The 21,000-nt window shown below is 71.8% G+C and carries 16 protein-coding genes; 8 read left to right on the forward strand and 8 right to left on the reverse strand.

Annotation, left to right across the window (positions count from 1 at the left end; translation table 11 throughout):
* Positions 1-6: 6 nt before the first annotated feature.
* From ACFYOV_RS05445 to ACFYOV_RS05455, 3 genes are read right to left on the reverse strand one after another with little or no spacing between them, the layout of a single operon-like run.
* The gene (locus tag ACFYOV_RS05445; protein WP_389083090.1) at positions 7-918 is read right to left on the reverse strand and encodes an ABC transporter ATP-binding protein; all 912 of its coding nucleotides are present in this window, start codon (positions 916-918) and stop codon (positions 7-9) included.
* On the reverse strand, positions 915-1,832 hold the full coding sequence (locus ACFYOV_RS05450) for an ABC transporter permease (protein ID WP_389083093.1): 918 nt from the start codon (positions 1,830-1,832) through the stop codon (positions 915-917). Before ACFYOV_RS05450 ends, ACFYOV_RS05445 begins: the two co-directional genes overlap by 4 nt.
* Positions 1,822-2,811: an ABC transporter ATP-binding protein gene (locus ACFYOV_RS05455; RefSeq protein ID WP_389084068.1), complete on the reverse strand. Its 990-nt coding sequence runs from the start codon at positions 2,809-2,811 to the stop codon at positions 1,822-1,824. Before ACFYOV_RS05455 ends, ACFYOV_RS05450 begins: the two co-directional genes overlap by 11 nt.
* 250 nt (positions 2,812-3,061) lie before the next feature.
* On the opposite strand from ACFYOV_RS05455, the gene ACFYOV_RS05460 reads away from it, so the two are divergent.
* The 5 genes from ACFYOV_RS05460 (at position 3,062) to ACFYOV_RS05480 (ending at position 8,175) form a co-directional block, all read left to right on the forward strand.
* Positions 3,062-4,840, forward strand: a complete 1,779-nt coding sequence (locus ACFYOV_RS05460) for an SDR family oxidoreductase (protein ID WP_389083095.1) — start codon at positions 3,062-3,064, stop codon at positions 4,838-4,840.
* Positions 4,841-5,114: 274 nt separating this feature from the next.
* Entirely contained in the window at positions 5,115-5,663 is a 549-nt protein-coding gene (locus ACFYOV_RS05465; RefSeq protein WP_389083097.1) for an RNA 2'-phosphotransferase, read from the forward strand.
* Between the two features lie 18 nt (positions 5,664-5,681).
* Positions 5,682-6,128, forward strand: a complete 447-nt coding sequence (locus ACFYOV_RS05470; RefSeq protein ID WP_389083099.1) for a hypothetical protein — start codon at positions 5,682-5,684, stop codon at positions 6,126-6,128.
* A 67-nt stretch (positions 6,129-6,195) separates the two neighbouring features.
* Positions 6,196-7,098: an LLM class flavin-dependent oxidoreductase gene (locus ACFYOV_RS05475; RefSeq protein ID WP_389083101.1), complete on the forward strand. Its 903-nt coding sequence runs from the start codon at positions 6,196-6,198 to the stop codon at positions 7,096-7,098.
* 150 nt (positions 7,099-7,248) lie between these two features.
* A complete protein-coding gene (locus ACFYOV_RS05480; RefSeq protein WP_389083104.1) occupies positions 7,249-8,175 on the forward strand; it encodes an HAD family hydrolase in 927 nt (308 codons plus the stop codon).
* Positions 8,176-8,215: 40 nt separating this feature from the next.
* On the opposite strand, the gene ACFYOV_RS05485 is transcribed toward ACFYOV_RS05480, so the two are convergent.
* The 5 genes from ACFYOV_RS05485 to hisC form a co-directional block, all read right to left on the reverse strand.
* Positions 8,216-9,271 (reverse strand): peptidoglycan DD-metalloendopeptidase family protein, encoded by a 1,056-nt coding sequence (locus ACFYOV_RS05485; protein ID WP_389083107.1) that lies wholly within the window; start codon positions 9,269-9,271, stop codon positions 8,216-8,218.
* Between the two features lie 160 nt (positions 9,272-9,431).
* Positions 9,432-12,989: a thiol reductant ABC exporter subunit CydD gene (gene cydD / locus ACFYOV_RS05490; protein WP_389083110.1), complete on the reverse strand. Its 3,558-nt coding sequence runs from the start codon at positions 12,987-12,989 to the stop codon at positions 9,432-9,434.
* Between the two features lie 12 nt (positions 12,990-13,001).
* Positions 13,002-14,006: a cytochrome d ubiquinol oxidase subunit II gene (cydB, locus tag ACFYOV_RS05495; protein ID WP_389083112.1), complete on the reverse strand. Its 1,005-nt coding sequence runs from the start codon at positions 14,004-14,006 to the stop codon at positions 13,002-13,004.
* A gap of 20 nt (positions 14,007-14,026) precedes the next feature.
* The gene (locus tag ACFYOV_RS05500; RefSeq protein ID WP_389083114.1) at positions 14,027-15,532 is read right to left on the reverse strand and encodes a cytochrome ubiquinol oxidase subunit I; all 1,506 of its coding nucleotides are present in this window, start codon (positions 15,530-15,532) and stop codon (positions 14,027-14,029) included.
* 255 nt (positions 15,533-15,787) lie between these two features.
* The gene (hisC, locus tag ACFYOV_RS05505; RefSeq protein ID WP_389083117.1) at positions 15,788-16,867 is read right to left on the reverse strand and encodes a histidinol-phosphate transaminase; all 1,080 of its coding nucleotides are present in this window, start codon (positions 16,865-16,867) and stop codon (positions 15,788-15,790) included.
* Positions 16,868-17,297: 430 nt separating this feature from the next.
* On the opposite strand from hisC, the gene ACFYOV_RS05510 reads away from it, so the two are divergent.
* The 3 genes from ACFYOV_RS05510 to ACFYOV_RS05520 all read left to right on the forward strand — a co-directional run bounded on the left by ACFYOV_RS05510 (position 17,298) and on the right by ACFYOV_RS05520 (position 20,948).
* Positions 17,298-18,410, forward strand: coding sequence for a LacI family DNA-binding transcriptional regulator (locus ACFYOV_RS05510; protein ID WP_389083120.1), 1,113 nt, complete (start codon positions 17,298-17,300; stop codon positions 18,408-18,410).
* A 393-nt stretch (positions 18,411-18,803) separates the two neighbouring features.
* A complete protein-coding gene (locus ACFYOV_RS05515) occupies positions 18,804-19,895 on the forward strand; it encodes a metallophosphoesterase (protein ID WP_389083122.1) in 1,092 nt (363 codons plus the stop codon).
* Positions 19,896-20,078: 183 nt separating this feature from the next.
* Positions 20,079-20,948, forward strand: a complete 870-nt coding sequence (locus ACFYOV_RS05520) for a hypothetical protein (RefSeq protein ID WP_389083124.1) — start codon at positions 20,079-20,081, stop codon at positions 20,946-20,948.
* Positions 20,949-21,000 lie beyond the last annotated feature (52 nt).

Below are 21,000 nucleotides of genomic sequence, written 5' to 3' on the forward strand. Positions count from 1 at the left end.
GGCCTCCTACGCCGCGACCAGATACGAGAAGACGGACTCGAGGGACTCGTCGGACGGCGAGACCGTGAGCAGGCGGATGCCGTGCTCGCGCGCGACCCTGGGCAGCAGGACGGTGAAGCGGCCGAAGTCGACGGCCTGGACGCGCAGCGCGCCCTCGGCGTGGTCGACCTCGATGCCGGAGGTGGACGGGTCGGCGATCAGCGCGGCGGCGAGGGCACGGTCGTCGCTGGAACGCACCAGGTAGCGGTGCGGGCGGTCGGTCATCAGCCGGCGGATCCTGCGGAAGTCACCGCTGGCCGCGTGCCGGCCGGCGACGACGACCTCGATGTGCCAGGCGAGCTGCTCGACCTCCTCCAGGATGTGGGAGGAGAACAGCACGGTGCGGCCCTCGTCGCCCATGCGCCGCAGCAGGTCCATCAGCTGCATGCGCTGACGCGGGTCCATGCCGTTGAAGGGCTCGTCCAGCAGCAGCAGCGACGGCTGGTGCACCAGGGCGGACGCCATCTTCACGCGCTGGCGCATGCCCTTGGAGTAAGTGGCGATCTTGCGGTCCTGCGCGTACTCCATCTCGACCGTGGCCAGCGCCTGCTGGGCCGCCCTGGCGCCCAGACCGTGCAGCTCGGCGTTGGCGAGGACGAACTCGCGGCCGGTGAGGAAGTCGTACATCGCCTCCCGCTCGGGGACGATGCCGATGTGGCGGTAGACGGCCTCGTTGCGCCACACCTGCTGCCCGTCGAGGGTGACGGTGCCGGTGGAGGGGGCGAGGAAGCCGGCCATCATGTTGATGAGGGTGGACTTCCCGGCTCCGTTGGGGCCGAGCAGCCCGGTGACACCGGGGCCGATCGTCATGGTGATGTCGTTGACGGCGACCACGTTGCCGAACCAGCGGGAGACGTGGTCGATGCTGAGCGTGGTCACAGTCCCACCTTCTTGTAGCGCCGCACGAGGAGTCCGTAGCAGGCGGCGATCAGGCCGAGGCCGACCAGGACGTAGACCACGCCCTCGGTGTCGCTCGGACCCACTCCGCCGGGGAAGGAGGAGTTCGCGCCCAGGAAGGCCGACTGCACCCCGTCAATGAGGGTGATCGGCGAGAACAGGCCGATCCAGGCGATCGAGCCGCCGCTGCCCTGGACGTCCGCGATCGCCTGGAGGGTGGAGACCGCGCCGTAGGAGATGGTCAGGACGGCGATCACGGCGGCGATGCCGAAGCCGCGGCGCGGGGTGACCGAGGCGATGACCAGTCCGATGCCGGCGAAGAGCAGTGAGAGCAGTGCCACCGAGACGAGTCCCTGTGCGAATCCCTTGGTCTGGTCGGTGAGGTCGAGCTTGGCCAGCAGCGCCCCGATGTACAGCACCAGCAGGGGAGCTGCGGTGAGGACGAACAGCGCCGAGGCCAGCGCCGCGAACTTGGCGCGCACGTAGTCGGCGGTCTCGATGGGCCGTGAGAAGTACAGCGGCACCGTCTTGAAGCGCAGGTCGCGCGAGACGGACTGGGGCGCCTGCGAGGCGACGTACAGGCTGATCACGGCCTGCATGATGATCGCGTAGCGCGTGTAGTCGACCGGCAGTTCCTTCGCCTTGGTGGCGACCGCGACGGCGACCATGATGGCGGCGGGCACGCACATCACCACGAACAGCAGCATCGGCAGCACCTTGGACTTCGCCGAGCGGCCGAGGCCGTAGGCGCCGCGCAGGGACTGCGAGTACAGCGAGAGCCGTGCGTAGGCGCGGCCGAGGCGAGGACCGTCGTAGGAGCGGTAGCCGATGTTGTGGATGCGGGTCTGGTCGCCCGGCGCGGTCGCCGGTGTGGGCACGGGGTGCTCAGCCGCCATGGCCGACCTCCTCCTTCCGCTGCTCGCCGCTGCCGGTGCCGGCCGCGGAGTCGCTGTCGTGCGTGAAGACCTCGGAGATGTGGTGTCGGCGCTGTTCCATGCGCACCAGGCCGAGGCCGAGGTCGGCGATGACGTCGCGGACCAGGTCGTAGGTCTCCTCGCCCTGCGCGGTGAGCAGCAGCACGTGTCCGGCGCCGGGCAGGCCGCTGCCGTCCTCGACGCTCACCCCGCGCGCGTGGAGCGCGTCGCGCACCGCGCGGGTGCCGTCCGGGTGCTCGTCGGTGTCGGTGACCTCGATCGCGAGGGTCGTGGTGGTCTGGGTGAAGTCGGTGGTGGAACTGGAGCGCAGCAGCTTGCCGCCGTCGACGACGACGACGTGGTCGCAGGTGCGTTCCAGCTCGCCCAGCAGGTGGGAGGTGACCAGGACCGAGATGCCGAAGTCGGTGTGAATGCGGCGGATCAGGCCGAGCATCTCGTCCCGGCCGACCGGGTCGAGGCCGTTGGTCGGCTCGTCCAGGAAGACCAGCTGCGGGTCGTGCACCAGGGCCTGCGCGAGCTTCACGCGCTGCTTCATGCCGGTGGAGTAGCCGCCGATGGGCCGGTAGCGCTCCTCGTAGAGGCCGACGTGGCGCAGGGTGTCCGCGGTGCGCTCCCGCGCGGCGGCCGGCGGCAGGCCGGACATGCGCGCCATGTGGACGACGAACTCGGTGGCCGAGACGTCGGGCGGCAGGCAGTCGTGCTCCGGCATGTAGCCGACGCGCTCCCGGATGGCGGCGCCCTTGGTCGCGACATCGAGTCCGAGCACTTCGGCGCGGCCCTCGGTGGCGGGGGACAGACCCAGCAGGATCTTGATCAGTGTGGACTTGCCGGCCCCGTTGGCTCCGACGAGTCCGGTCACACCGGGCCCGACCTCCACGGAGAGCCGGTCAAGCGCGGTCACCCGGGGGAACCGCTTGCTCAGGCTTTCGGTCGCGATCACAGTCACGTCCACGACGGTAGTGACCCGCGCCACGCCGGTCGTCAGACCGGAGAGCAGTCCTGCGTCCGCCTGGAGTCGTACGGGCCCGTAGGGGATCCCCTGCCTGAGAGGTACCACGGACGGTCCGGCACTGTTGACGGATTCTCTAACAAGTGCCAGATTCGCCGGTGTCACCCCACGGACACGTACCGTTGGCGTGGGCGGGCGACAGCGGCGCGGGACGGCCGGTCCCCGGGGGAGCGGAGGAGAGGTGACGGACTTGTCGCAGGTCGAGGCCCGGCTGAAGGGCGCGCGGGAGCGGTGGGTGCGCACGGGCGGGATCGAGCTGTGCGTGGCCGAACTCGGTGACCCGGAGCGGCCGACGATCGTCCTGGTGCACGGCTACCCCGACACCCAGGAGGTGTGGTCCGAGGTCGCACCCCGCCTCGCGGAGCACTTCCACGTAGTGGCCTACGACGTGCGGGGCCACGGCCGGTCGACGGCGCCGCGGCCGCTGCGCGGCGGCTTCACGCTGGAGAAGCTGACGGACGACTTCCTGGCCGTCGCGGACGCGGTGAGTCCCGACCGGCCCGTACACCTGGTGGGGCACGACTGGGGCTCGGTGCAGTCCTGGGAGTTCGTCACCGTCGCACGCACCGAGGGGCGGATCGCCTCCTTCACGTCCATGTCCGGGCCGTCCCTGGACCACCTCGGCCACTGGATCAACGGGCGGCTCCGGCGGCCCACCCCGCGCCGGGTCGCCCAGCTGCTCGGCCAGGGCGCCCGGTCCTGGTACGTCCACCTGCTGCACATACCCGTGCTGCCCGAGCTGGCCTGGCGCGGCCCCCTCGGCAAGGGCTGGCCGCGCATTCTGGAGCGCGGTCAGGAAATCACCGGTGGTGACCACCCGGCCCCGACCCTCCCCCGGGACGCCGCCCACGGGGCGTGGCTGTACCGGGACAACGTACGCCCGCGGCTGCGCAGGCCGCGCACCGACGCCTACGCACACGTGCCCGTGCAGCTGATCACGCCCCTGGCCGACAGGTTCCTCTCCGAGCGGCTGTACGACGACCTGGAGCTGTGGGCGCCGCGGCTGACCCGCCGGTCGCTGCCGGCTCGCCACTGGGTGCCGCGCACCCGCCCCGACCAGCTGACCGCCTGGATCACCGAGTTCGTCGGGTCCGTCGAGGGCGGCAGGACCGCGGTGTCCGCCCCCGGCCCGCACGCCGACCGGTTCGGCGGGCAGCTGGTCCTGGTCACCGGGGCGGGCAGCGGCATCGGACGGGCCACGGCGCTGGCGTTCGCCGGTGCGGGCGCACGCGTGGTGGCCGTCGACCGGAACGCCGGGGCCGCGGTGCGCACCGCCGAGGAGTGCCTGCGCGCGGGCGCGTCCGCGGCCTGGGCGGAGACGGCGGACGTCTCCGACGGGCAGGCGATGGAGACGCTCGCCGAGAAGGTCACCGCCGAGTACGGCGTGGTGGACGTCCTCGTGAACAACGCGGGCGTCGGACTGTCCGGCTCCTTCTTCGACACGACGCCGGCGGACTGGAAGAGGGTCCTTGACGTCAATCTGTGGGGAGTGATCCACGGCTGCCGGCTCTTCGGGAAGCGGATGGCGGACCGCGGCCAGGGCGGCCACATCGTCAACGTGGCCTCCGCCGCGGCCTTCCTGCCGTCCCGGGCGCTGCCCGCCTACAGCACCTCCAAGGCCGCGGTGCTGATGCTCAGCGAATGCCTGCGGGCGGAACTGGCGGAGCGGGGGATCGGCGTGACGGCGGTGTGCCCCGGCTTCGTCAACACGAGCATCACCTCCACCGCGCGCTTCGCGGGCGTGGATGCCGAGGAGGAGCGGCGCCTGCAGAAGCGTGCGGCCCGCCTCTACGGGATGCGCAACTATCCGCCGGAGAAGGTGGCCGACGCCGTCCTGCGGGCCGTGGTGCGGAACGAGGCGGTGATGCCGGTGACCCCGGAGGCGCGGGGGGCGTACGCGCTGCGGCGGTGGATGCCGGGCGTGCTGCGGAGGGCGGCCCGGGTGAGGCCGCCGGTGTGAGGGCGGGCGGCGGGGGCGGTCTCGGGGGCGGCGGTGCCGCCGCCCACCGCTGCCGCGACGATCGCCACCGCGTCGGTGCCGGCGTCGGCACGGGCTCGGCGTAGGGGCGCGGGGTCGACGTCGAGGGACGGGGTGCCTCGAACTCGCCTGAGTCCGGGGTGGGTTGTCCACAGAGCCGCCCATTTCCGCTGTGGATAACCGCACTTGGCTGTGGATCAAACCTGCGAAGGTAAATCTTTCGCGTGATGCGTGTCTCCCCCGGCAGTCTGGACGCATGGACGAAAGACACACCGTGAAGGTGTCGAAGTACCTCGCCAGGCATCTGCGCCACCAGCCCGACCGCATCGGGCTCACGCTCGACGAGGGCGGCTGGGTCGAGATCGACACGCTGATCGCGGCTGCCGCGGCGCACGGCTTCCCGTTCACCCGCGACGAACTCGACCACGTCGTCGCCGCCAACGACAAGCGGCGCTTCGCGATCGAGGGCGGCCGGATCCGGGCCAGCCAGGGCCACAGCGTCGAGGTCGACCTCGGTCTGCCGTCGGCCACCCCGCCGCCGTATCTCTACCACGGCACCGTCGCCCGTTCTCTGGAGGCAATCAGGGCCGAGGGGCTCAGACCCATGGACCGGCACGACGTGCACCTCTCGGCCGACCGCGAGACGGCGACCCGTGTCGGTGCCCGCAGGGGCCGACCGGTCGTGCTGTCGGTGGACGCGGGCGCCATGCACCGCGACGGCCACGTCTTCCGGATCAGCGCGAACGGCGTGTGGCTCACCAGGGCGGTGGCCCCGCGGTATCTGCGGTTTCCCCAGGGCCATTGAGCCTGCATCATCACCGGTATGGATCACCTGCCCACGACGGAAGCCGCCGTGACCGCCCTGCGGGAACTCGCCGAGGAGTACGAGCGCGAGTTGGAGGTCACCCACGCCATCGGCGCCGACCAGACCTCGCGGCGCACCTCGGCGGGCGTCGGCGTCACCACCGACCCGGACGGCTCGCTCCCCCACGAGGCCTTCGCCGAGTTCGGCGGGGTGCCCCGGGTGAGCGTACGGCTGTTTCCCGAGGACGACGCGCTGATCGACGTCGAGGGCGTCGAGTGCCCCGACATCCCCCGCGACGACGTACCGGCCTTCCTGCGATCCGTCTTCGGCGGCCTCGCGTATGTCAGGGCGCGGCGCTTCCCTCCGGGCTACTTCCTGATCGTGCCGCTGCCGGGGGACCGTACGCACAAGGAGTTCATCCCGATGATCGTGCTCACGCCATGGCTGAGCGGGCGGGTGCGCTGAGTGACCGGCACCGGGCATGAGGTGGCGGTTTCACGTGAAACACATGAGGGCACTTAGGCTCGACCCCATGAGCCTGCGTCTGAGCACCGTGATCCTTCCCCACCGCCGCTGGCACGAGGGCGGCCGTGCGGCCTGGACGCGGGCCGAACAGCTCGGCTTCCACACCGCGTACACGTACGACCACCTGTCCTGGCGCAGCTTCCGCAACGGCCCGTGGTTCGGTGCCGTGCCCACGCTGACCGCCGCCGCGTCCGTGACCGAGCGGATGCGGCTGGGCACCCTGGTGACGTCGCCGAACTTCCGGCATCCGGTGACCCTCGCCAAGGAGCTGATCTCCCTCGACGACATCTCCGGTGGCCGGATCACGCTGGGCATCGGCGCGGGCGGCACCGGTTTCGACGCCACCGCGCTGGGCCAGGAGCCGTGGACCCCGCGCGAGCGCGCCGACCGCTTCGCCGAGTTCGTTCCGCTCCTCGACCGGCTGCTCACCAAGGACGCGGTCTCCTACGAGGGCGACTTCTACCAGGCGCACGAGGCCCGCAACATCCCCGGGTGCGTGCAGCGTCCCCGGCTGCCCTTCGCCGTGGCGGCCACCGGCCCGCGCGGTCTGCGGCTCGCCGCCCGCCACGGCCAGGCATGGGTCACCACGGGCGACCCGAAGCTGTTCGAGGACGGCACCCCCGAGCAGTCGGTTCAGGCCATCCGCCGCCAGGCGGAGAAGCTGGCCGACGCCTGTGCCGAGATCGGCCGTGACGTGACGGCGCTGGACAAGATCCTGCTCACCGGCTTCACCCCGGACCGCGGCCGCCCGCTCGCATCGCTGGACGCGTTCGTCGACTTCGCGGGGCGGCACGCGGAACTGGGATTCACCGAGATCGCGGTCCACTGGCCCATCCCCGACTCGGACTTCGCCGCGGACCAGAAGGTCTTCGAGCGCATCGCCATGGAGGCCCCGGCACAGCTGCGGTGAGCCGGTCACCCTCCGGAACCGGCCCCGGGCACGCCGTTCCCGGCCGGTGCCGTGGCAGCCGGGCCGGTCGTGCCGCCGGGCACGGGCGGCGCCGCCGGCAGGAGCGGTTACCACTCAGATGTGCGGAGTGCCGCACGGGCGTGCGGGCATATGCGGGACAATGGCCGGGTGACCTCAGCGACCCGTCAATCCGAGACCCCGGCCTCCCCCAAGCTCACGACCGCGACCGAGCAGGGAGGTGCTCCCATCACCCCACCCCGGCTGATCGCCACCGACCTCGACGGCACCCTGCTGCGCGACGACAAGTCGGTGTCCCCCCGCACCGTCGCCGCGCTGGCCGCCGCGGAGGAGGCGGGCATCGAGGTCTTCTTCGTCACCGGCCGCCCGGCCCGCTGGATGGACGTGGTCAGCGACCACGTCCACGGTCACGGTCTCGCCATCTGCGGCAACGGTGCCGCCGTCGTCGACCTGCACGGCGGCCCCGGAGCGCACCGGTTCGTCAAGGTCCGCGAGCTGGCCCGGGAGAACGCGCTGGACGCCGTACGGCTGCTGCGCGAGGCCGCGCCGGGCACGGTGTACGCCGTCGAGCAGACCTACGGCTTCAACCAGGAGCCGGACTACCCCAAGCTGCACATGGAGATCCCGGACGTCCTGGCCCCCGCCGAGAACCTGCTGGGCCCGGACGCCCACACCGCCGGTGAGCCGGTGCTCAAGATCCTCGCCTTCCACCCCGAGATCGAACCCGACGCCTTCCTCACCCTGGCGCGGCTGGCCATCGGCGACCGCGCCAACGTCACCCGCTCCAGCCCCAGCGCCCTTCTGGAGATCAGCGGCCCCGGTGTGTCCAAGGCCAGCACCCTCGCCCTGTGCTGTGCCGAACGCGGTATCTCGCACGACGAGGTCGTCGCCTTCGGCGACATGCCCAACGACGTCGAGATGCTCACCTGGGCGGGACGGTCCTACGCGATGGGCAACGCCCACCCGGACGTGCTCGCCGCCGCTTCGGGGCGCACGATCGCCAACAACGACGACGGGGTGGCCGTCGTCATCGAGGAACTGCTGGCCGAGCGCGGGTAGCCGCCCCGGCACCGGCCGGTGCCGGGCCCGGGCAGGGGGTTCACAGCTCCACCCCGCGCCGTGCCAGCCACGACGCCGGATCCACCGCCGAGCCCATCTCCGGGGTGACCCGCACCTCGAAGTGCAGGTGCGGACCGGTGGAGTTGCCGCTGGTTCCGGACTGCCCGATCCACTGCCCCGGCGACACGTGCTCACCCTGGTCGACGGCGACGGCGGCGAGGTGCGCGTACTGCGTGTAGTAGCCGCCCGCGTGCTCGAGCACGATCTCGATGCCGAAGGCCCCGCCGCACGACACCTTCACCACCCTGCCGGCGCCCACCGCCCGCACGGGTGTGCCGATCGGCACCGCGAAGTCCTGCCCGGTGTGCCGGTTCGCCCACCGCGCGCCACCGCTCCCGAAGGAAGCAGACAACTCGTACGTCTCCACCGGGGCGACCCAGGAACGCGTGAACATCGTCTCCGCCTGGTCGAGCCGCACCGCGCCCCGGCAGGCACCGGCCGCGACCGAGGAGTCCGCCTGCCCCTGGAGCTTCCACCGTGCCGCCTCGAGCTTCCCCTCGATGTCCTTCTTCAGCTCGGCCAGTTCCTCGTTCCGCCGCTCCAGCGTGCGCCACTCCGCCGCGGCCTTCGCCTCGTCCCGCGCCAGCCCGGCCTCGGCCCGGGCGCTCTTCTCGATGGCGTTGTTGAGAGCCAGGTCGGCCTGCCACACGGCACGCTGACCGCGCATCAGCTCTTCGGGATCGTCCGCGAAGATCAGGTGCGCCGTGAGCGGCAGTCCGCCGCCGCTGCGGTACTGGGAGCGCGCGATCCGGCCCAGGTCCTCGCGCAGGCCGTCGATCTGCCGCCGCTCGCGGTCGAGGAGCCTCTCCAGCCGCTGTGCCTTCGTCCGCTGCTTCTCCGCCGCCTGCCGTCCGGCCTCGTAGCGCCGGGTCGCCGCCTCCGCGTCCTTGTACAGCCGCACCACGTCCGCGCTGATGCCGGAGCCGGAACCATGGCCGGGAACAGGGGGGCCGTCCTCGGCGGGCCGGGCCGCGAGGACGGCGAGCGCGCACAGCAGCACGGCGAGGGGGAGGGGGTGACGGCGGGTGAGACGCATGACTGCGATCCTTGCCCCGCCCCCGCGCCCGGTCCTGTTCACCTCGTACACACGGGGGAACCGCCACCACGGATGGCCCAGGGACACCGCCGAACAGGGCGGGAGAACCCCGGGACTGACGTGCCGTCACTCCATGGAGGCCCCAGGCCCTTCGTCCTCTCTAGCCCACACCCGCCATCAGGTCCGCCTCGGCCTCCCGGCGGACCATCGTCCGCAACAGCCCTTCGACGGCGAGCAGTTCGGTGTACGTACCGCGCTGTGCCACGCGACCCTCGTCCAGGACGACGACCTCGTCCACCGCCTCCAGGCCCGCCAGCCGGTGGGTGATGAGCAGGGTCGTACGGCCCTCGGTGGCGGCGAGCAGGTCGGCGGTGAGCGCGTCGGCGGTCGGCAGGTCCAGATGCTCCGCCGGCTCGTCGAGGACCAGCACCGGGAAGTCCGCGAGCAGCGCCCGGGCGAGGGCCAGGCGTTGCCGCTGCCCACCGGACAGGCGGGCCCCGTGCTCGCCGACGAGCGTGTCGAGCCCGTCGGGCAGGCCGTCGGCCCAGTCCAGCAGCCGGGCCCGGGAGAGCGCGTCGCGGAGTTCCTCCTCGGTGGCACCCCGCTTCGCGAGGAGCAGGTTCTCGCGCACCGTACTGTCGAAGAGGTGCGCGTTCTGGGCGCACAGCCCGACCAGCCGCCGCACGTCGTCGCCGTCCAGGGCGAACGCGTCCACCCCGGCCAGCGTGCAGGAGCCCGCCCGCGGGTCCAGGAAGCGCAGCAGCACCTGCGCGAGCGTCGTCTTGCCGGAACCGGACCTGCCGACCACGGCGATCCGGCGACCCTCCTCCAGGCGCAGGTCCAGCCCGGCGAGCGCGTCCCGGTCCTGCCCCGCGTGCCGGGCCGACAGCCCCTTGACCACGAGCGGGAACGGGGCGGCGGGCGCCTGCCGCGGCTGCTCCGGCTCCCGCACGGGCACCGGGGCGTCCAGAACCTCGTACACGCGCTCGGCACTCCTGCGCACTCGCTGCCGGTACTGCACGGCGAGCGGCATCCCGAGCACGGCCTCGAAGGCGGCCAGGGGAGTGAGGACCACGACGGCCATCGTGACCCCGGCCAGCCGCCCGTCGGCCACCGCCTGGGCACCGACGAGCGCGGTGGCCGCGACGGTCAGGCCGCAGACCAGCGCGGTCAGCCCATCGCCGAGGGCGGTGGCGGTGGCCGCGCGCGAGGCGATCCGGGTGAGGACGCCGTCGGCCCGCCGCGCCTCCGCGGCCCGGGTGGGAAGCGCACCGGCGACGGTCAGCTCGGCGGTGCCGGTGAGCAAATCGGCCACGCGGGTGGCGAGCGTTCCGCGGGCGGGCGCCAGCCTGCGCTCGGCACGCCGGGCCACCGCACCCGTGAGCAGCGGCACCCCGGCCCCCGCGGCCAGCAGCCCGAGGGCGAGCAGGGCCCCTGCCTCGGGCAGCAGCCACGCGGTGAAACCGACGGACAGGGCGGAGACCGTGACGGCCGCACCGGCCGGCAGCAACCAGCGCAGCCAGTAGTCCTGCAACGCGTCCACGTCGGCGACCAGGCGGGAGAGCAGGTCGCCCCGGCGCATCCCGCGCAGTCCGGCCGGCGCCAGCCGCTCCAGCCTCCGGTACACCGCGACCCTGGTGTCGGCGAGCATCCGCAGCACCGCGTCGTGCGACACCAGGCGCTCGGCGTACCGGAACACGGCCCGGCCGATGCCGAAGGCCCGCGTCGCGGTCACCGCCATCATCAGGTACAGCACGGGCGGCTGCTGGGAGGCCCGGGAGATGAGCCATCCGGACGTCGCCATGAGGCCGACGGCGCTGCCCAGCGCGAGACTGCCGAGCAGCAGGGCCAGCGTGAGCCGCCCGCGCCGGGCGCCGGACACGGCACGGACCCGGGAGAGCACACCACCGGATCCCGGTGCCGGGACGGGCGGGCGGCCGACGCCCTCGGTGACGGTCGCCCCCGCGTCGGCGCGGGTGTCCGTGCCCCGGTCCACCGGCCCGTGGCCAGGGGTGCCCGCCTCGGCCGCCTGCGCGGCGGAACCGGTCTCCCCGTGCGCACCGGTGCCGGCGCCCGGCCCGCCGGTCCGCCCCCTCAACCGCACCACGCGGTCCGCCACCGCCAGCAGCGCCGGGCGGTGCACCACCAGCAGGACCGTCCGGCCGGCCGCGAGCCGCCGTACCGCCGCCACGACCTCCGCCTCGGTGGCCCCGTCCAGCGCGGCCGTCGGCTCGTCCAGCAGCAGCACGGGCCGGTCCGCCAGGAACGCCCGGGCCAGCGCGAGCCGCTGCCGCTGCCCCGCCGACAGCCCGGCACCGTCCTCACCGAGCACGGTGTCCACGCCCTCGGGCAGCCCGTCCACGAACTCCAGCGCCCCCGCGTCCCGCAGGGCCCGCCGCACGGCGTCGTCGTCCGCGTCGGGGCGGACCAGCCGCACGTTCTCGGCGACGGTACCGGCGTACAGGTGCGGCCGCTGCGGCACCCAGGCGACGTGGCTGTGCCACTCGGCCGGGTCGAGGCCGGCGAGATCGGCTCCCCCGATCCGCACCCGTCCCTCGGCCGGCCGTACGAAGCCCAGCAGCACGTGCAGCAGCGTCGACTTGCCCGCCCCGCTCGGCCCGACGAGGGCGACCGTCTCTCCGGGTTCGACCGTGAGGGACACGCCGGACACGGCGTCCGCGGAGCGCCCGGGGTAGCGGACCGTCACGCCCTCGAAGGAGAGGGCCCCGCCCGTCGGCACCGCCCCGGTCCCCGTCGCCGGTACGGGGGTTTCCAGCACCTCGAAGATCTGCTGGGCTGCCGCCAGTCCCTCCGCCGCCGCGTGGTACTGCGCCCCGACCTGCCGCAGCGGCAGGTACGCCTCGGGCGCGAGCACGAGGATGACCAGTCCGATGTAGAGGTCCATCTCGCCGTGCACGAGGCGCATGCCGATCGTCACCGCGACCAGCGCCACCGAGAGGGTGGCCAGCAGCTCCAGCGCGAAGGAGGAGAGGAAGGCGATCCGCAACGTGCGCATGGTCGCCCGCCGGTACTCGGCGGTGATCCGCCGGATCGACTCGGCCTGCGCCTTGGCCCGCCCGAACACCTTCAGCGTCGGCAGCCCGGCGACGACGTCCAGGAAGTGCCCGGACAGCCGGGACAGCAGCCGCCACTGCCGGTCCATCCGTGACTGGGTGGCCCAGCCGATCAGCATCATGAAGACCGGGATCAGCGGCAGGGTGCCGACGATGATCGCCGCCGACACCCAGTCCTCGGTGACGATCCGCGCCAGCACCGCCACCGGCACGACGACCGCGAGCCCCAGTTGGGGCAGATAACGCGAGAAGTAGCCGTCGAGTGCGTCCACGCCCCGGGTCGCCAGGGCGACCAGGGAACCGGTTCGCTGCCCACCCAGCCATTCCGGGCCCAGCGCCGCCGCCCGCTCCAGCAGGCGTCCGCGCAGCTCCGACTTCACCGCCGCGCTCGCCCGGTGCGCGGCCAGCTCGGTGAGCCAGGCCACCACCGCTCGCCCCAGGGCGACGGCCACCAGCAGCACCAGGGGAGTGCGCAGCTGGGTGACCGTCAGCCCGTGCTGGAAGGCACCGACCACCACCTCGGCGATGAGCATCGCCTGGGCGATCACCAGCACCGCCCCCGCGGCACCCAGACCGACCACCGCCAGCAGGAAGAGCCGGGTGGTGCGGGCGTGGCGCAGGAGACGCGGGTCGATCGGTTTCACGTGAAACACACCTCAGTGCACGGATTCGGCGATGTGCTGGGTGCCGATCCGCTTGCGGAACACCCAGTACGTCCACCCCTGGTAGAGGAGCACGACCGGCGTGGCGATGACCGCGAGCCAGGTCATGATCTTCAGGGTGTAGGGGCTGGAGGAGGCATTGGTGACGGTGAGGCTCCAGTCCGCGTCCAGCGTGGACGGCATGACGTTCGGGAAGAGCGTCAGGAAGAGCATCGCCACCGCGGCCACGATGGTGACACCGGAGAGCGTGAACGCCCAGCCCTCCCGTCCCGCCCGGTTGGCCGCCAGGGCGGCGACCAGCGCGGCGACCGCCACGACCAGGGCGAGCAGGCTCGTGCCGTCACCGCTGTCGGCCTGTGTCCACAGCAGGAAGGCCAGCGCCAGCACCGCCGTGACGAGACCCACGCGCGTCGCCAGGTCCCGCGCCCGATCCCGGATCTCCCCGACCGTCTTGAGCGCGGTGAACACCGCGCCGTGGAAGGTGAACAGCGTCAGCGTGACCAGGCCGCCGAGCAGCGCGTACGGGTTGAGCAGGTCCCAGAGGGTCCCGACGTACTCGAAGTCGGAGTCGATCTTCACGCCGCGCACGATGTTCCCGAACGCCACCCCCCACAGGAACGCCGGCAGGAGCGAGGTCCAGAAGATGGCCGTCTCCCAGTTGCGCTGCCAGTTCTCCTCGGGCCGCTTCGCCCGGTACTCGAAGGCGACACCGCGGATGATCAGACAGACCAGGATGAGCAGCAGGGGCAGGTAGAAACCGGAGAAGAGGGTGGCGTACCACTCCGGGAAGGCCGCGAAGGTCGCGCCGCCCGCCGTGAGCAGCCACACCTCGTTGCCGTCCCAGACGGGGCCGATGGTGTTGATCAGCACCCGCTTCTCGGCGCGGTCTCGAGCGAGCAGCCGGGTGAGGATGCCGACTCCGAAGTCGAAGCCCTCCAGGAAGAAGTAGCCGATCCACAGGACGGCGATGAGAACGAACCAGACGTCGTGCAGTTCCATGACTGTGCAGCTCCCTCGGCCTAGTACGAGAAGGCCATCGGCCTGTCGGCGTCACGGAGGTCGCCGCCGATCTTCGTGGGCGGGTTGAGGTCGTCGTCGGTGAGCTCGGGCGGGCCCGCCTTGACGTACTTCATGAGCAGCTTGACCTCGATGACGGCCAGCGCGGCGTACAGGAGGGTGAAGACGCTCATCGACGCGATCACTTCGGCCTGCGAGACACCGGGGGAGACCGCGTCCTCGGTCCGCATCACGCCGTAGACGACCCAGGGCTGCCGGCCCATCTCGGTGAAGATCCAGCCCCAGGAGTTGGCGGCCAGCGGGAAGGCCATGGTCCACAGGGCCAGCAGCCAGTACAGCCGGGTGAGCCTCGTGCCGAGCGGCTGCTTCAGCAGCACCAGGTGCGGCACGTCGTCGTCCCCGGTGCGCAGGGCGGCGGGCAGCAGGAACTTCTTCCGCGTGAGCCACAGCCCCAGCACGCCGAGGCCGAAGGAGACCATGCCGAAGCCGATCATCCAGCGGAAGCCCCAGTAGGCGACGGGGACGATGGGCTTGTAGTCACCGGGGCCGAACTGCTCCTGCAGGGCCTCGTTGGTGTCGTTGATGCCCGGCACGTACGACTCGAAGTCGCTGTGGGCCAGGAAGGAAAGCAGGCCGGGGATCTCGAGGGCGACCTTGTTGTGGCCTTCGTCGACGTCTCCGTAGGCGAAGACGGAGAAGGGCGCCGGCCCCTCGCCGTCCCACAGGGCCTCGGCGGCGGCCATCTTCATCGGCTGCTGCTCGTACATGACCTTGCCGAGGGTGTCACCGCTGATCGCGGTGAACAGGCCGCCGACCGCCAGGGTGACCAGGCCGAGGCGGAGCGAGGTCCGCATCACCGGGACGTGCTTCCTGCGCATCAGGTGGAAGGCGGCGATGCCGACCATGAAGGCGCCGCCCGTCAGGAAGGCCGCGGAGAAGCTGTGGAAGACCTGGTTGAGGGTGGTGTTCTGGGTGAGGACCAGCCAGAAGTCGGTGAGCTCGGCGCGGCCCTTCTCCCCGTTGATCCGGTAGCCGACGGGGTGCTGCATCCAGGAGTTGGCCGCGAGGATGAAGTACGCCGACAGCAGCGTGCCGATGGAGACCATCCAGATGCAGGCCAGATGGACCTTCTTGGGCAGCTTGTCCCAGCCGAAGATCCACAGGCCGATGAAGGTGGACTCGAAGAAGAAGGCGATCAGGGCCTCGAAGGCGAGCGGGGCGCCGAAGACGTCGCCGACGAAACGCGAGTAGTCGGACCAGTTCATGCCGAACTGGAACTCCTGCACGATGCCGGTGACCACACCCATCGCGATGTTGATCAGGAACAGCTTGCCCCAGAACTTCGTCGCCCCGAGGTACTTCTCCTTCCCCGTCCGCACCCAGGCGGTCTGCAACCCGGCGGTGAGCGCGGCGAGCGAGATCGTCAGGGGAACGAAGAGAAAGTGGTAGACGGTGGTGATACCGAACTGCCATCGCGCCAGGGTCTCCGGCGCCAAAGCCAGCTCCACGTCGTGGCTCCTTACTTCGCCGTGGTCACAGCGGCCGTTTGCTCCCGTTCGTCCCCCGCAGGCCAGGAAAACGGGACGCGCTTGTGAACGCGTTCACATTCACAAGCAATTATGACCTACTGCTTTTCAGACGCGTAAGGGGGGTCCCCTGTGACGTCAACCCCTTCACGACAGTCAGTCGGCCGGTGACCGAAGTCACCGGCCGGCTGAGGTCTCCGCGGGCGTGGGTACGGTGTCCGCGGGCGTGGGTACGGCTCAGAACTCCTTGCGGAAGTCCCCCGCCACCTTCAGGAAGATGTCGTTCGCCTCGGCCTCGCCCACCGTGACCCGCACGCCCTCGCCGACGAACGGCCGGACGACCACGCCCGCCTGCTCACACGCCTGCGCGAACGCCACCGTGCGCTCCCCCAGCCGCAGCCACACGAAGTTGGCCTGCGTCTCGGGCACCGTCCAGCCCTGGCCGCGCAAGCCCTCCAGCACGCGGTTGCGCTCGCACACCAGCGAGCCGACCCGGCCGATCAGCTCGTCCTCGGCACGCAGCGAGGCGATCGCCGCGTCCTGCGCGATCTGGCTCACCCCGAACGGCACCGCCGTCTTGCGCAGCGCCGCGGCCACCGGCTCATGGGCGATCGCGAAGCCGACCCGCAGCCCCGCCAGTCCGTACGCCTTGGAGAAGGTGCGCAGCACGCAGACGTTGGGCCGCTCCCGGTAGATCTCGACGCCGTCCGGCACCTCGGGATCGCGGATGAACTCGCGGTAGGCCTCGTCGAGCACCACCAGGACGTCGCGGGGCACCCGGTCGAGGAAGCGCTCCAGCTCGGCCCGCCGGACCACCGTGCCGGTCGGGTTGTTCGGGTTGCAGACGAAGATCAGCCGGGTCCGGTCCGTGATCGCCTCGGCCATCGCGTCCAGGTCGTGCACATCGCCCGGCGTCAGCGGCACCTGCACGGACCTGGCCCCACTGATCTGGGTGATGATCGGGTACGCCTCGAAGGACCGCCAGGCGTAGATCACCTCGTCGCCGGGGCCGGACGTGGCCTGGAGCAGCTGCTGGGCGACGCCGACCGAGCCGGTGCCGGTGGCCAGGTGGGAGGCCGGGACGCCGAAGCGCTCGGACAGCTCCGCCATGAGGGCCGCGCAGGCCATGTCGGGGTAGCGGTTGAAGGAGGAGGCCGCGGCCGTCACGCGCTCCATCACGCCCGGCAGCGGCGGGTAGGGGTTCTCGTTGGAGGACAGCTTGTAGGCCACCGGGCCACCGGCCGCCGCCGGCTTGCCCGGCTTGTAGGTGGGGATCCCCTCCAGCTCGGCGCGCAGCTTGGGGCTCGTCTCGCTCACCGCAGTCCTCCTCGCGAAGACCGGCGGCCCTGACCGCCGCCGACATCCAATACTGCTCACCTTAAGAGGATTCGCGACCGCTGCGTAGAGCGGCGGCGAAGACGGGGCGCCGGGGCCTCAGCAGTCACACCGGCAACACGGGCAACACCGCCCCAAGCGCGCGAAACGGGGGGCGCGCCTCACATATATCTATGCGCCGGTGGCTCGCGCCGTGGCGCGCATCCCCCGTGCAGGTGAGTTGAGACCTCTTCGCAACATCGCCCCCTCGACAGGCCCGCGTGCGCCGACACGTCAGGTCCTGGCATCGAGGGACTCAACCTCCTTTATTTCTTAGGAACTTGACCCTTGAGGATCATGCAGAAACGTGCCTGTCGACGCGTGCATATGCGTCCGCCCTACCCCACCGCATGAGCCCTACTATCGGCTCGCCATGACAGCAGCAGGGAAGCACCAGGTGAGCCGCGCGGAAACCTCCCGTCGAGGCAGCCGGCCGGGTCGAGCGGGCATCAGGGACGTGGCCGCCGCCGCCGGGGTCTCCATCACGACCGTCTCCGACGCCCTCAACGGCAAGGGCAGGCTCCCGGACGCCACCCGTCGCCACGTCCGCGAGGTCGCCGACCGGCTGGGATACCGCCCCTCGGCGGCCGCCCGCACGCTCCGCACGGGCAAGTCGGGACTCATCGGCCTGACGGTGACCACGTACGGGGATGAACCTTTCACCTTCACGGAGTTCGCATACTTCGCCGAGATGGCCCGCGCCGCGACCTCCGCGGCGCTCGCCCGCGGCTACGCCCTCGTCATCCTCCCCGCCACCTCCCGCCACGACGTGTGGTCCAACGTCGCCCTCGACGGCACGGTCGTCATCGACCCGTCCGACCAGGACCCCGTGGTCAGCGAGCTGGTACGGCAGGGGTTACCGGTCGTCTCCGACGGCCGCCCGGCCGGCGCGCTCCCGGTCACGGCCTGGGTGGACAACGACCACGAGGCCGCGGTCCTCGGCATCCTCGACCATCTGGCCGACGCCGGCGCCCGCCGCATCGGTCTGCTGACCGGGACCACCACCGACACCTACACCCATCTGTCGACCACCGCGTACCTGCGCTGGTGCGAGCGGGTCGGCCAGGATCCCGTGTACGAGGCCTACCCGGCGCACGATCCGTGCGCGGGCACCGTCGCCGCCGACCGGCTGCTCGCCCGCCCGGACCGGCCGGACGCCGTCTACGGCCTGTTCGACCCCAACGGCACCGACCTGCTCGCCGCCGCCCGCCGCTACGGCCTGCGCGTACCCGACGACCTGCTGCTGGTCTGCTGCAGCGAGTCCACCGTCTACGCCAGCACCGATCCGCCGATCACCACCCTCTCCCTGAAACCGCGCCGCATCGGGACCGCCGTGGTCCAGTTGCTCATCGACGCCATCGAGGGCGTCGCCTCGGACCGTCCGGTGGAGCAGGTGATACCGACGGAGCTGATCGTGCGCACCTCCTCTCAGCGCAGGCCGCAGCGCAGGACCGTCAGCCCGCCGCGCTCACCGGAGGAGCAGTGACGGCGGGGCACGGACGCGGTGCGGCGACTCACCCGCACGCCCGACCCGGGACCGGCGGCCGAGCCCGCGCCGTCGGGGGCCACCGGCCCCGGAACCGGCCCCCGGAGGGGTGAACGGGGCCCGCCGCACCGCCACGCCTGCGGGGGAAACGGGCCGGTCTCCCGACAAACCGGGGCGCTCCCGTCCGGGGCGGACGCGGGAGCAGGCGGGCGAAGACGGTCACAGAACGGCCGAAGCCCGGTCCAAACGGGATGAAAGCCTCGGTGAACTGGAGTATTGCTCCGATTCACCACCCCTGGGTCATCACATGGCGCGATCCGCATTCCTATGATGGGCCCACGACACCGCGGGCCGCTGCGACCAGGCAGTCCGATGCGGTGCAGATGCGGCGCGATGGTGGAGGGGTCGATGACTCAGGGGGCCGGTCAGGGACCCGAGGTGGAGCGGACGGCGACGTTGCGCGACTTCCGGGTACCCGCGTACGTCCACGAGACCGGTCCGTACGCCCACAGCACCCACCCCGGCAACGTGGCCCCGCCGGACCAGGAGACGTATCCGGAGGGCTACACGCCCACCGAGCGCGACCTCCCCGTCATCAATCGGGGGGACACTGTTCAGGTGACCGTCGACCCCGCGTCCGTCGCCACCCCGCAGCCGGCCACCGGCCCCGGCCCGCTGTACGTGGTCGGTGACGTCCACGGCTACCTCGACCAGCTGGTGGCCGCGCTCCAGGAGAAGGGCCTCGTCGACTCCGCGGGCCAGTGGTGCGCCGGCACCGCGCGCCTGTGGTTCCTCGGCGACTTCACCGACCGCGGCCCGGACGGCATCGGCGTCATCGACCTCGTGATGCGGCTGTCCGCCGAGGCCGCCGCGGCCGGCGGCTACTGCAAGGCGCTCATGGGCAATCACGAGCTGCTGCTGCTCGGCGCCAAGCGGTTCGGCGACACCCCCGTCAACTCGGGCGCGGGCACAGCCACCTTCCAGGCCGCCTGGCTGCTCAACGGCGGGCAGAAGACCGACATGGACCGCCTCCAGGACCACCACCTCCAGTGGATGGCCCGCCTGGACGCCGTCGAGGAGGTGGACGGCCACCTGCTGTTGCACTCCGACACCACCGCCTACCTCGACTACGGCCGCTCCATCGAGGAGGTCAACGACACCGTCCGCGAAACGCTCACCCGTAACGACGCGGACGAGGTCTGGGACCTGTTCCGCAAGTTCACCAAGCGGTTCTCCTTCCGCGACGAGGGCGGCGCCGACGCGGTGCGCTCCCTGCTCGACACCTACGGCGGCACCCGAGTGGTTCACGGCCACAGCCCCATCCCGTACCTGCTGGGCGAGGTCGGTTCCGAGGACGGCGAGGACGACACCGGGCCCGTGGTCGAAGGACCGCACGTCTACGCCGACGGTCTGGCCATCGCGATGGACGGCGGCGTGACGATGGCCGGAAAGCTGCTGGTCCAGCAACTGCCGCTGGACAACTGAGCGTTCACCGCCCGGTGATCCCCCGGCCCGGGACCGTACCGGGCCGGTGCCAATTTCGGTAAATCCTCTGTCACCACGCGCCGTCACCGCTCTACCATCGGCTTATCCGTAGCAGGCTCCCCTCCGTTTCTGCCCGACGGCTCGTCAGCATGCCGAGCCCCAAGCCCTACGGAGCATCGGGGGATGCACATGAACAGCGTTCCGCAGCACCTGTTGAGCGAGGACCGCCAGGAATACGAGCGGATTCTCGATGAGGCGCTGCGCTCCGCACCACACCGCCCGGAACTGACCGCTGTCGGACAGCGGCTCAACCCCGAACAACTGCGCACCATGGCGCTCAACGCCACCGCGATCATCACCGCGGCCGCGGCGGCCGAGTACCAGCACTACGTGAAGGTGCGCGAGGCACTGCGCCGCCCACCGGCGCCGTCCACCCCGTCCCCGCGCGAGTCCGCCTCCACCGAGACGGACACCGGCGCGGCGGGAATCACCGCCGCCATGGGCGAGGCCGCCGAGACCGCCGGCGCGGGCGCCGTCGCCGTCGTCGCCGTGCTGGCGCCCGTCCTGGCCGGCACGGCGGCCGCGATCTTCCTGCTCGTCGGCTACCTCCTGCGGATGCTCGACCCGGAGGCCGCGTTCGCCCGGACCATGCTCACCACCGGCTGGGTGTTCGGCGCGGTCACCGCGGTCGCGATCCTCGTCGCCGCGGCGGGCCTGCTGCTCACGGCCCTGCGCAATGCGCCCGCGGTCCAGAGCGGCGCGTACGACGAAGCCGACGGGGAAGTCACCCGGGCCAGGGACGCCTGGCGTGAGGCACTCGTGGAGCGCGGCATCGTGCCGTTCCTGCGGGACGCACTCGCCGACCCGGGCACGGCCGCCGCGCTGCACCCCGCGGCACCGTCCGCACCGACCAGCCGTATCCCGCACCTGGGCTACGACCGGCCGGGTTTCACCAGCCCCGACGGGGGGCCGGCCCGCGGCCCGCGGCCGAGCTTCTCCAGCCCGGACTACACCAGCCCGGACTTCGGCGGGCCGGAACACCAGCCCGAGTAGCGCCCCGCGTTTCGTCCCTCCCCGGCGGAGCCCCTCTCGTCAGGCTCCGCGT

The organism is Streptomyces sp. NPDC005931 (assembly GCF_042871235.1).
Taxonomy (GTDB): Bacteria; Actinomycetota; Actinomycetes; order Streptomycetales; family Streptomycetaceae; genus Streptomyces.